Raw genomic sequence first — 13,208 nt, 5'->3', positions numbered from 1 at the left:
TAGTTATGAATTACAGAATGTCCCGCCGCGCTTACGCCGAAACCTATGGCCCCACAGTAGGCGATCGCATCCGACTTGCAGACACAGAATTATTCATCGAAGTTGAACAAGATTTCACCACTTACGGCGATGAAGTGAAATTCGGCGGCGGTAAAGTTATTCGAGATGGCATGGGACAATCCCCTATTTCTAATGCTGATGGCGCTGTAGATTTAGTAATTACTAATGCTTTAATCCTCGATTGGTGGGGTATCATTAAAGCAGATATCGGCATTAAAGATGGTAAGATTTTCAAAATTGGTAAAGCTGGAAATCCTTATATTCAAAATAATATAGATATTATTATTGGCCCTGGAACTGAAGCCTTAGCAGGAGAAGGTATGATTCTCACTGCTGGCGGTATTGATGCCCATATTCATTTTATTTGTCCCCAACAAATTGAAGTGGCGATCGCTTCTGGTATCACCACCATGATTGGCGGCGGTACTGGCCCCGCTACAGGAACAAACGCCACTACCTGCACTCCAGGCCCTTGGAATATTTATCGGATGTTGCAAGCTGCTGATGCTTTTCCCGTCAACTTAGGATTTTTGGGTAAAGGTAACGCCAGCCAGCCCCAAGGACTCGTAGAACAAGTAGCCGCCGGTGCAATGGGGTTAAAGCTGCATGAAGACTGGGGAACCACCCCCGCAGCAATCGATACTTGTCTCAGCGTTGCCGATGAATACGATGTTCAAGTGGCTATCCATACCGATACCCTGAACGAAGCCGGATTTGTGGAAGATACCATCGCTGCGTTTAAGAATCGTGTCATACACACCTACCACACTGAAGGCGCAGGCGGCGGACACGCACCAGATATCATCAAAGTTTGCGGTCAAGCCAACGTTTTGCCATCTTCCACCAACCCCACGCGTCCTTACACCCTCAACACTTTAGACGAACACCTGGATATGTTGATGGTATGCCATCACCTCGATCCGGCGATCGCGGAAGATGTAGCCTTTGCTGAGTCCCGCATCCGCCGAGAAACCATTGCTGCTGAAGATATTTTGCACGACTTGGGTGCATTTAGTATGATTTCTTCTGATTCTCAGGCAATGGGAAGGGTGGGCGAAGTGATAATTCGCACCTGGCAGACATCTCACAAAATGAAGCTGCAACGAGGAATTCTTAACCCACAAGGAACTGAGCAACCAGCAGATAATTTTCGGGCAAAAAGATATGTTGCTAAGTATACTATCAATCCAGCGATCGCTCACGGAATTGCTGAACACGTGGGTTCAGTGGAAGAGGGAAAATTAGCAGATTTGTGTTTATGGCGTCCGGCATTTTTTGGCGTCAAGCCAGAAATAGTGATTAAAGGCGGAACGATCGCATGGTCGCAAATGGGCGATGCTAACGCCAGTATTCCCACACCCCAACCAGTGCATATGCGGCCGATGTTTGGCAGTTTTGCTGGTGCGAAGAACGCCACATCATTAACTTTTGTTTCCCAAGCAGCTTTAGAAAGGGAAATTCCTACGCAGTTAGGTTTACGAAAAACAGCAGTTGCAGTTTCCAGAACGCGCCAATTGAGTAAGCAGGATATGAAGCTGAATGATGCGCTACCCGAAATTGAAGTTGACCCCGAAACCTACGAAGTCAGGGCAGATGGTAATTTGCTGATTTGCGAACCTGCAACAGTTTTACCAATGACCCAGAGGTACTTTTTGTTTTAGTCGATGACCAATCAAAACTACAACCAACGTTGTTTTTTAGCGTAGACAATACTACCAATGACTATTAAAGCCATAACGGCGATCGCCACAGGATAACCCCAAGGTTGTTCTAATTCCGGCATATACTTGAAGTTCATACCATAAACGCCAGCAATAAAGGTGATTGGTAAGAATACCGCTGATAAGATAGTTAAGCGGTTAATTCGATCGCTAGTTTCGCTGGCAATATTATCGCGTTGAATTTCCATTAATTCTGACATCCAGATTCTCAGAGTTTGATACTCCTGCCAGAGATTATCGATATGATGCACAAATTCTTGATTGAACAAAGCCTTTACTGGCTCTGAAATCCATTGCAAATCCTCGTAATCCATCATCATTAAAAGAGATTTAATGCTTTGAAAATTACGACGCCCAACACGAGTAGATTGTCTCATGCTAGCGATCTTATGGTACGTTGATTCATCACCAAAATTTCCTAAAACTTCATCTTCTAAATCATCAAGTTGTCTAGAAATGTATTCAAATACTGTATGGTAATTATTTAAAATATCTTTAAAAATAAGATATAAAAGATAGTCAATTCCCCACTTTTGCGGGTCTATATTTCGCTTTTGGAGATTATTAGTTAGTACAGTAAATATTTTGACTTCAGTAATTTCAAAAGTGATGATAAAATTCCTTCCTAGCAAAATACTGCCACGCGCTACTTCAAACTCTCGATTTTTTAGTTGATGAGTTAAAATTTCATAATTATCAAATAAACAATCTTGTGTATCTTCATCCATTCCTGTAGGGGTATGGTTGAAAACCATGTTCACGCGAGATGGATTGAGTTGAAAGTGATTGAGAATTCTGCCAGTTCCAGCGCGATCGCGGAAATTAACACAGCGCAACCAAATATTCTGAGAACCATCAATTCTTTGGAGTACCGTATCAACATTCATGCTAGAGAATAAATCTAGCTGATTCTGAGAAAAAGTAAGAAGAATTAGCATACAGCGATTTTTATTCTAAATCCCCCATTATCTGAATTCTTCTTTTTAATATCACAATTCTAATTAAAAAAAGCGCCCCCTTTTCAGAGGACGCTTTTTATTCAGCTATTACTTAAGTATTAGCCGTTGATAGCAGGAGCGGTTAGAGCAACAGGAGCAACTTCATCAGCAGCTAAGTCTAAGGGGAAGTTGTGAGCGTTACGCTCGTGCATTACTTCCATACCCAAGTTAGCGCGGTTGATTACGTCTGCCCAAGTGCTGATAACGCGACCTTGAGAGTCAATGATGGACTGGTTGAAGTTGAAACCGTTCAGGTTGAAAGCCATTGTGCTTACACCCAAAGCGGTGAACCAGATACCAACAACAGGCCAAGCAGCTAGGAAGAAGTGCAAGGAACGGCTGTTGTTGAAGGAAGCGTATTGGAAGATCAAGCGACCGAAGTAACCGTGAGCAGCAACGATGTTGTAGGTTTCTTCTTCTTGACCGAATCTGTAACCGTAGTTTTGAGATTCGGTTTCGGTGGTTTCACGAACCAAGGAAGAAGTTACCAAAGAACCGTGCATTGCGGAGAATAAGCTTCCGCCGAATACACCAGCCACACCTAACATGTGGAAGGGGTGCATCAGGATGTTGTGCTCTGCTTGGAACACAATCATGAAGTTGAAGGTTCCGGAGATTCCCAAAGGCATACCATCAGAGAAAGAACCTTGACCGATTGGGTAGATCAAGAATACTGCGGTAGCAGAAGCTAGAGGTGCGCTGTAAGCTACGCAGATCCAAGGACGCATACCTAAGCGGTAAGAAAGTTCCCACTGACGGCCCATGTAGCAAGCACAACCGATCAAGAAGTGGAAAATTACCAACTGGTAAGGACCGCCGTTGTACAACCACTCATCTAAGGAAGCAGCTTCCCAGATGGGGTAGAAGTGCAAACCGATCGCGTTAGAAGAAGGAACAACTGCACCAGAGATGATGTTGTTTCCGTAGATCAAAGAACCAGCAACAGGTTCGCGGATACCATCGATGTCCACAGGAGGAGCAGCGATGAAAGCGATTGTGAAGCAAACGGTAGCGGCTAGCAGGGTAGGGATCATCAACACGCCGAACCAACCAACATAGATGCGGTTGTCAGTGCTGGTAATCCACTCGCAGAAGCGATCCCATACGTTAGCGTTAGAACGCCGTTGTAAGGTTGTGGTCATTGTTTTATGAGTGCTATGTTTTGTAAAAATTGAACAGGCTAATTTCTTTTTTCGCCTGTAGAAATAAGTCTACATGAATTTACTTTGATGCGAGATGTAGCTTAATATTCTGTAACACATTTGTTGAATAAACTCACATAAAAGTAAAGTTTTTCTTCGGATTTATTGCAGTCATAAAAAGCATCAAAAGCCCTTCACTGTATGGTTTAAAGGAATTTAAACACTAAACTAATTTCGGGACTCTATTCCCCATAGTTCTGACGCAAAAATCTCTCTAACTCCTATCCCTGCGGTTATTTGCGCCCTCTGTGTTTATATTTTATTTTAGCTATGCGTCAGTCCTAACGTAATTATCCTGCTTTACATTTGTTTACAAATATAATTAAAAATATTTAATAAAAAATATCTCGTAAGAATCAATCATCCAGAAGTTATAAGGATTTTCAATTAGATAGGATTACGAAAAATCAATAGGGCAGCACAGCCAGCTGTGCTACCCTATGTTCTACCTCGAAAATTGCTATTAACTACGGTTGGCTGTGTGCCAAGAAATTAAAAATCAAAGTATATATATGGCAAGCTACCTTCAGGAGCTAATAACCAAACTGCGTAGAAGCATAAAGGCACAAAAACAAGCTTTATAGGCCAGTTGAACTCTAACTTCAACATCCGGTTAAAGGCGTAGACTATAGCCATGAGAGTAGCTAAAGTTGCCAACACGCAAGCGAGTTGGTATTGGCTCATATTTAAAGCTTCCACATAGACTTTTTGGGCAAACTGGGCGTCGGCTGGATAACCTAAAAGATGTCGAGTTACCAAAAAAGAGTCTTGGGGGTTAGGTAAGCGGAACCAAATCCAAGACGTAAAAACCATCAGTTGGGTCAACAGCCAAGCTATAAATATACCCAGAGGATTTTGCCAGAAATGTTCTAGTTTTTCAAAGCGATCGCTAATTACATCTGTAAGCCGATGAACTACTAATGCTAATCCGTGAAGTATTCCCCACACTACATAACCTAAAGCAGCTCCGTGCCAGATACCAGCAATTAGCATCACAATAAATAAATTCCCACAAGTCCGAGCCAAACCCCGGCGAGAACCACCTAAAGGAAAATAAATATAGTTACGCAGCCAATCGCCTAGAGTCATGTGCCAGCGCCGCCAAAATTCTGCAATGCTGGTGGTGAAATAAGGGAAATCAAAATTCTCAGGCAGAACCAACCCGAAAAGTAAAGCACTACCACGGGCAATATCTACATAGCCATTGAAATCTAGATATAACTGCAAGCCGTAGGCAAATGTAGCTAACCAGAGATCTGTACTACCCGCCCGCTGTAGATTGCCAAAACATAAATCAACAAAAACTCCCAAATGATCTGCCAAAATACCTTTTTTGACTGCACCCCTAGCAATTAACCACAATCCTTCTGCCACTCTATTAGTACTAGGTAAGTGTAGAGTATTAAATTGATTTGCTAAGTTGTGGTAGCGCGTAATTGGGCCGGAAATTAGCTTGGCAAAAAATAATTTGTACGACGCAAATTGCAGAAACTTATCCGTAGCTGGGGCACCACGATAAACATCTATTAAATAAGCAATACACTCAAAGGTAAAAAATGAAATTCCTAAGGGTGCAATTAATCTAAAAGAGTTTTCTTGTGGATTTATTTGGATGTTAAAAACAAAGTTATATAAAGGAATAGTATACTTAAAGCCCAATAAAAGTAAAACGTTGATAACTATACCTAACCACAGCAGCTTTAAACGACGTAAATTCCAGTCATTTTCGATAAATAGCCATTCTTCATTAGAAATTCGCCAGTCATGAGAATGTTTTCCCAGAGATGTATTCTTGCCAATTTCTACTCCCAAGCGAAAATTAATAAAAGTCAATGCTAATAGCAATGGTATGTACTGGATATGCAAAGACGCATAGAAAACCAAACTGGCAATTAAGAGCGTCCACAATCGCAATTTCTGTTGTCCTAAAGACCAGTAAATTCCCAGTACACTCAACAAGAAAAGACCATAGAAAATTGATATAAAGTTCATTTTTTAGTCATTAGTCATTAGTCATTAGTCATTAGTCATTAGTCATTAGTCATTAGTCATGGGGCATTGGGCATCGGCTATTTCTCCCTTTGCTTCCCCTGCCTCCCCTGCTTCCCCTGCCTCCCTTGTCTCCCCTGTCTCCCCTGCCTCCCTTGTCTCTCCATCTCCCTCATCCCTGCGTCTCCCTACTTAACTGGCCAGGGAATCATTGGGTCATTTGCTAACTTTTTCGAGACTTCATAAGCGCCAAAGCGGTTGAGGTGGCTAGGGTCAGAAAAATAGTCATTTACTTTCGGCCACTGTTGGCTTAAATCGCGATAAATAAAGTTGGGGTTAGTTGCTAAATGCAACATGTGTTGTTGGAATTCTTGCTCATATTTTTTACGCACTGGATCTAAATAATCTGCTGTTAGCGGCATGTTGATAAACACTAAAGAAATTTTCTGAGATTGGGTAAATTCCAGAACTTCTTGGAATGCAGTTTCTTGCTCTCCTCCTAGTTGGAAAGATTTATAATCGTTGTCATAATTTCCTGGAACTCTAGAATGTTTTTGATAGTATCTAGCAGGATTAAAGCGAATAGACAAAGGTAAAAACCCATCAAAATCAACTGCTTGCTGGGATGTATCTTCTAAATTCCCGTCTGTTGGCTGCTTTTGGGATGTAACTGTCTGATTTTGACCAAATTGAAGCAGTTGTTTTTGGACTAAACTTTTAATTAGATCGCGGTTTTGATAGCTAGTAGAAACAGATGCTAGAGCCTGATTTAACCAATCATTGACAGCTTGATAACCGTTAGTTTCTGGCTTTTCTTCTTTTGGCTTTTCTTTTTTTGGATTTTCAGGGGAATCACTGCTAGTTGCAGTTGTCGAGGCTTTCTCTAAAGCTTGTTTATAGCCAGCTGATGCAACGATGGATTTAAAGGTAATATCCTCGCGTCCGCTGTTGAAAGCACGGGCGCCATCTGCCCAAAGAATTAATTTCGGTAGTTCTGATGGTTCTAAAACTTGGCGAAGCACAAAGTTTACAACTTGTGCAGTAGCACCATTAATGCCAAAGTTGAACACGTCAACATTTGGATAGCCCTGAGTTGCTAAAGCTTTAGAAAGTGCTGCTGGGTCTACTCCTCTAAGGGCGCGGGAGGAACCAATAATTAATACATCTGGTGGGCTACCAGTTCTAGCGAGGCGTTGTTTATACAGGGCTAGTTGCTCGTCTAATTGCCTAACATTGAAACTTGGCATTTGCGATCGCGCTGCTAAAAGAATAGCAGTGGCGGTTGCTTTTTCTTTCAATGGTGCTGCTGCTAAATTTCCGCTTTCGGTATCATCACCTTGGGTAAATTGAGAAGCATTAAATACAGAAGTTTGGTTTAGAGAAGATTTGGTTTTGCTTGTACTGGCAAGAAATGTCTTTTTCTCGTTGGGATTTTTCCCAGATGTCAACGATGCTTTTTGCTCAGATGGTGCAGGTGAGACATTAGCGACTGTTGGGGAACTTGGCGTAGTGCGGGCGATGAATTGACCTAACACCCAATCACTTTGAACGGTGAGCAATAATCCCAGTGTCCCCCAAACCAAAGCAATCTTAATTCCTTGAGCATCAGGGTTGAGGTCTTCTGATTGGTCAGTTTCGGTAAATAGTTGACTTCCCAAGAGGAATTTTTTGACTGCTGCATTCGCCGTTGCTAGCCAATCGAGGGCTACTTCTGTAACAAAAGTTTGAACTTCTTCTGTGGTTAAGTCTGGGCGCAAAATTGGTTCGCTAGTTTCAGCCGTAACCAAATCGTTAACGTATTGAGAAGTAGCAGCAAATTCTGGGGTTGCTTCTGGTACTAAACGTTGGCGATGTTCTAAATCGATGCCATGATGCCAAAAAGGTTCCTTATTCCCTGCACGCCTTCCATAGACGCGCACTCCTTTTATACCAGGAATTTTTAATTGGCGGATAAACTGTGTAACTTTATTGGCTACCTGTGCCCGTCCCGGACAAACAGGGGCATCGCACATGATGTGCAATAAATCACCTTTGTTGAGCAGCTGTACGCGAATTCCACCTGTGAGCAAACGCCAATCTAAGTCAGGATTGAGTAAGCGTTCTAGTAAAAAAACGATCGCTTCTTCATCGCCAGTATTTGCCAAATCTAGTGGTGATGTCGCAAAGACGGAATGCTCCGCAGCAGGTAAAGCTAGCCAATCAATCCAAGCAGGTTGGCTGTCGCCTGCTTTTTGGCCGTATATTGTGGCGCCAAGGAGACCTTGGGGAGCGATCGCTTCTAGCTGGGGTACAATTACCTCCAAGCACGCTGCTTTATCTGGGATTGGGGCGGTTCCTAAGGGGTCAAAAGCTGGCGTACAAAAAATATGTAGCGTTGATTCTTTGAGAGAAGCTTGGACAGCAACCTTTAATCCTGACAATACCTCGGTTAGTAATCTGGCGATCGCTTGCACATCCCCCCAACGCGCCCACTCCTTGAGCATCACCTCTGGAGGCGTTAAATCCACCCGCAGCAGCCAATCAGGTGCAGTTTCACCAGTCACTTGAGAAACTATTACCGCATCTGGATAGCCACAAAGCCTGAGATAACGCAACTTTTGGGCTATTGGTTCCGCTAGCAACGATGCATCGGGACTATAGCTAGAATGGCAAAATATCCACAGGCGATTTTCTTCAACCTGAGAATTCTTGGGCTTATATAGCTTAATTTTTGCGCTCACTGACACGCCCAACGTACTCAAAGTTTCGCTCAGGTAGCGAGCAATGGCATCTGGGTTACCTTGGCGTGCCAAAGTTTCATTAGAGACAATCAGCGCCCCACCTGGCTGTTTTGAATTTTCCGAGTCTGCTAGTAAAGCTTGCTCTACCTGCTCTACATGCTTGTCGATTTGATTCAAATAAACTCGATGACACCATTTAGGGCGCGATTCCCCTTTTCTTCGACCATAGACAAATACTTGGTATATTGAGGGTTGTTCGTTGCTTGTCAGGCTATCCAAATCAGTTTGCTGTAGTGCTTGCAGCAAATCGGACAGGGTACGCCAACGCTGCGGACATTCTGTCCCCTCACAAAGAATATGAAGGTCATTTCCCCGTAATCGGATTTTCACCCCGAAAGTGTTAATCCCTGTTGCTTGACTGATCCATTGCACTAAGGATTGCTGGCGGTCTGGTAATACTGTTTTCATGGGAAATTAACTTTAACAGTCAGCGATTGTTGGGGATAGTGCCTGCACTTGTAAACTAGAACCATAGGTGTATCACAGTTTGACGTTTTTTTTTAACAATTTTGTTACCTTTGTAGCTTGCAAAATCGGCAAAGATAGTCTTGTACGGTTGCAAGTCTGGCTAATGTTGAGTTTTGCGTTTATTTTACTCGCAAGGAGTCAGAAGTCAGAAGTTAGGAGTCAGGAGTTATAAGTCAGAAGTCAGAATTCAGAACTCAGAAGTCAGGAGTTATAAGTCAGAATAATTTTATGTGACTAGCTGATAAATTGTCTTTTAGAGTCTGAACGCCTCCGATTGAGCTAACCCTCCTTGTAGGCTAAACCAATAACAAATCTTATCCAATTTAAACTCCTTCTCCTGATATGTGAAGTCCTTCTGAATTCTGACTCCTGAATTCTGACTCGTTTTGACTGATTTTTCCACAACCAAAGAATTAGCAATGACAGCAGCAAACCAAAAACCCTCAGATAACCCGCCATCCAATCTGGATTTTTTCAGCATTCCCCAATCATTTCTCTTGCAAATAGGTACAGCGTCTATGGTACTGCTGCTGGTTACACAAAAAGCTACAGTAAAGGCACTAGAAGCTATAGGGGAAGCTAGTGAAGAAGTATTTCGAGGCGATCGCTTACCCATTCTTGACTTCCCAGAGGATAACGAAACTGAACGAACTTAGAAAATATACATCGAACAATTATCTGCTCAGGAAAACATCGTGAGCGCCGAGTGCAAAACCTACAAGTGTAAACAGTAGTTGGCTTTACAATCATCAAGAATATGAGTTCCCTTTTATACTCTTCATCGCAAACTGCGGATATATACCCGGTGTCGGAATTATTTTTACGTCATCGGCTACAGGTAGTGGAAGAATTGTGGGAGTCAGTTCTGAGGCAAGAATGCGGCCAAAACATGGTAGATCTGTTGCGGCAATTGCGGGATTTGTGTTCGCCAGAAGGACAAACAACAAATGACCAAGCCTCTTCAGCTGTCAAGTTGATCGAACAACTCAACATCAATGAAGCAATCCGCGCGGCTCGTGCTTTTGCTCTGTATTTTCAGTTGATTAACATCATAGAGCAGGAATACGAGCAACGGCAGCAATTGAGCCGCTATGAGGCCGAAACAGAAGCAACCGAGCCAGAAACGCCACCAAATGCTAATTATTCGTCAAATCAAGGAGAAGACGACGCGCCTGTTACTGGGGGATTAGCAGCAGAGTTGCTGGCAAAGAGTTATGTCCAAAAAGCCCAAACCAAACTAAAAGGTACTTTTGCGGCTTTATTTCCCCATTTATTTAAACTGAATGTTCCACCCCAGCAAATTCAACGTCTGATTTCCCAGTTGGATGTACGCTTAGTCTTCACAGCGCACCCAACTGAAATTGTGCGTCATACCATCCGCGATAAGCAGCGACAAGTGGTACAACTTCTGCAAAAACTCGACGCTTTGGAAAATAGCCCGATTAGCACAGGAGTGGGACATCCTTGGGAAGCGGCGGATATCCGCGAACAATTACTCGAAGAAATTCGTTTGTGGTGGCGCACAGACGAACTTCACCAGTTCAAACCTACGGTGCTGGATGAAGTTGATTATGCTCTACATTACTTTCAAGAAGTGTTATTTGATGGCATTCCCCAACTTTATAAACGCTTCAAATACACTTTATATGACACCTTTCCTTGGCTAGAACCGCCAAGTAAAAATTTTTGCTCCTTTGGTTCTTGGGTAGGTTCAGATAGAGATGGGAACCCATCAGTGACGCCAGAAATTACCTGGCAGACAGCTTGCTATCAGCGCAAAATGGTGCTGGAAAGATATATCCAGTCAGTGAAACAACTGATTGAATTATTGAGTGTGTCAATGCACTGGAGCGATGTCTTACCAGACTTGCTGGAATCTTTAGAATTAGATCAGTCCCAGTTGAGCGAGGTATATGACGCCCTAGCGCTGCGTTATCGCCAAGAACCTTATCGGCTCAAACTAGCTTATGTCCTCAAACGACTAGAAAATACCCGCGATCGCAATCTCGCTTTATACAATCGGGAAACGCCCAAAAATCAAGACAGCCCCCTATATCGTTCTGGAGCCGAGTTTTTAGCAGAACTGCGTTTAATTGAGCGCAACTTGACAGAAACAGGTTTAAGTTGTAGAGCGTTAGAAGATCTCATCTGTCAGGTAGAAATTTTTGGCTTTAACTTGACACAGCTAGATATCCGCCAAGAATCATCGCGGCACTCTGATGCCCTGAATGAAATTTTAGAATACCTACAAGTACTACCCCAACCTTACGACGAACTCTCAGAGCCAGAAAGAGTTGCTTGGCTAACCTCCGAACTGCAAACCCGCCGTCCATTAATTCCCGCAGAATTGCCATTTTCCGAAAAAACCAACGATGTGATTGAAACCTTTCGCGTCGTGCGATCGCTGCAACAAGAATTTGGCGACAACATCTGTCAAACTTACATTATCAGCATGTGCCGCCAAGTCAGCGACGTGTTGGAAGTATTGCTTTTAGCCAAAGAAGCCAGACTTTTTGACCCCGCTATTGCTGTAGGCTCCATTCAAGTTGTTCCCCTATTTGAAACAGTAGAAGACTTGCAACGCTCTAGAAGCGTCATGCAAGAATTATTTGAACTTCCTTTGTATCGCGCTTTATTAGCCGGCGGCTATGCAGCAGGGCAAGAAGAGGACACGGGGATGCGGGGACACGGTGACGCGGGGAAAGAATTCCCCGCGTCACCGCGTCTCCCAGTCTTTGCGTCTTCTTCCCCTCCCCTCACTTCCAACCTACAAGAAGTGATGCTGGGGTATTCTGACAGCAACAAAGACTCTGGTTTTTTAAGTAGCAACTGGGAAATTCATAAAGCGCAAAAATCGCTGCAAAAAATCGCAGAAGGATATGGCGTGAATTTGCGGATTTTCCACGGACGCGGCGGTTCTGTGGGACGGGGAGGGGGCCCGGCTTACGAAGCGATTTTGGCTCAACCGGGTCACAGCATCAACGGGCGGATTAAGATTACCGAACAAGGGGAAGTTTTGGCTTCCAAATATTCCTTGTTGGACTTAGCTTTGTACCACATGGAAACCATTACCACCGCAGTGATTCAAGCTAGTTTGCTGCGGACAGGGTTTGATGATATCGAACCTTGGAATGACATTATGGAAGAACTAGCAGCGCGATCGCGTCAACATTATCGCGCCCTAATTTACGAGCAACCTGATTTTATCGACTTTTTCCACCAAGTAACTCCAATCGAAGAAATCAGCCAACTGCAAATTAGTTCTCGTCCAGCGCGGCGTCCCTCTGGCAAAAAAGACTTAAGCAGTTTACGAGCGATTCCTTGGGTATTCAGCTGGACACAAACTCGCTTTTTACTACCTTCTTGGTACGGTGTTGGCACCGCTTTGCAAGAATTCTTGAACGAAGAACCAGAAGAACACTTAAAATTGCTGCGCTATTTTTACATTAAGTGGCCTTTCTTCAAAATGGTGATTTCCAAAGCAGAAATGACCCTAGCAAAAGTAGATATGCAAATGGCACAGCACTACGTTCAAGAATTATCAAAGCCTGAAGATCGAGAGCGTTTTATTAAGGTTTTTGAGCAAATTGCTAGTGAGTTTAATCTCACAAGAGATTTGGTATTAAAAATCACCAATCACAATCGCCTCTTAGATGGCGATCCGATATTGCAAAGATCTGTACAGTTACGCAATGGCACAATTGTCCCCTTGGGATTTATTCAAGTTTCCTTGCTCAAGCGTTTACGCCAGTCCTTGAATACTACTGCTACTTCTGGAGTAATTCACTCTCGTTATAGCAAAGGTGAATTACTGCGAGGGGCATTATTAACCATTAATGGTATTGCTGCTGGTATGAGAAATACAGGTTAATCGAAAGTTGAAATTAGGATGATGGAAAAGCACAAAAGTGAAGTTTAAAAACTTGTCGGCGAATATTAAAGATTCGTCGGCAAGTATCCATAATTATTAATTAGTAAGAGGCTAAAGCT

Annotated in this window: 7 protein-coding genes; 3 read left to right on the top strand and 4 right to left on the bottom strand. The window is 43.1% G+C overall.

What is annotated here, in order from left to right; all coding sequences use genetic code 11:
* Positions 1–5 precede the first annotated feature (5 nt).
* On the top strand, positions 6–1,721 hold the full coding sequence (ureC, locus tag NSTC745_RS01990; protein ID WP_445635658.1) for an urease subunit alpha: 1,716 nt from the start codon (positions 6–8) through the stop codon (positions 1,719–1,721).
* A gap of 17 nt (positions 1,722–1,738) precedes the next feature.
* Here the strand turns inward: ureC and NSTC745_RS01985 are convergent, their stop codons facing one another.
* From NSTC745_RS01985 to NSTC745_RS01970, 4 genes are all read right to left on the bottom strand, one after another.
* On the bottom strand, positions 1,739–2,719 hold the full coding sequence (locus NSTC745_RS01985; RefSeq protein WP_445635657.1) for a magnesium transporter CorA family protein: 981 nt from the start codon (positions 2,717–2,719) through the stop codon (positions 1,739–1,741).
* Positions 2,720–2,838: 119 nt separating this feature from the next.
* Positions 2,839–3,921 (bottom strand): photosystem II q(b) protein, encoded by a 1,083-nt coding sequence (psbA, locus tag NSTC745_RS01980; RefSeq protein WP_096536844.1) that lies wholly within the window; start codon positions 3,919–3,921, stop codon positions 2,839–2,841.
* Positions 3,922–4,473: 552 nt separating this feature from the next.
* The gene (locus tag NSTC745_RS01975) at positions 4,474–5,973 is read right to left on the bottom strand and encodes an MBOAT family O-acyltransferase (protein ID WP_445635656.1); all 1,500 of its coding nucleotides are present in this window, start codon (positions 5,971–5,973) and stop codon (positions 4,474–4,476) included.
* Positions 5,974–6,158: 185 nt separating this feature from the next.
* Complete coding sequence (locus NSTC745_RS01970) at positions 6,159–9,158, bottom strand: DUF1574 family protein (RefSeq protein WP_445635655.1); 3,000 nt, start codon at positions 9,156–9,158, stop codon at positions 6,159–6,161.
* Between the two features lie 479 nt (positions 9,159–9,637).
* Here NSTC745_RS01970 and NSTC745_RS01965 point away from each other — a divergent pair, with 479 nt between their 5' ends.
* Positions 9,638–9,874: a hypothetical protein gene (locus NSTC745_RS01965; protein ID WP_445635654.1), complete on the top strand. Its 237-nt coding sequence runs from the start codon at positions 9,638–9,640 to the stop codon at positions 9,872–9,874.
* 101 nt (positions 9,875–9,975) lie between these two features.
* Complete coding sequence (locus NSTC745_RS01960; RefSeq protein ID WP_445635653.1) at positions 9,976–13,089, top strand: phosphoenolpyruvate carboxylase; 3,114 nt, start codon at positions 9,976–9,978, stop codon at positions 13,087–13,089.
* The last annotated feature ends 119 nt before the right edge of the window (positions 13,090–13,208 follow it).

The organism is Nostoc sp. DSM 114161 (assembly GCF_052692665.1).
The sequence above is the reverse complement of the archived record's forward strand: the minus strand, read 5'-3'. Positions and strand labels throughout refer to the sequence as shown.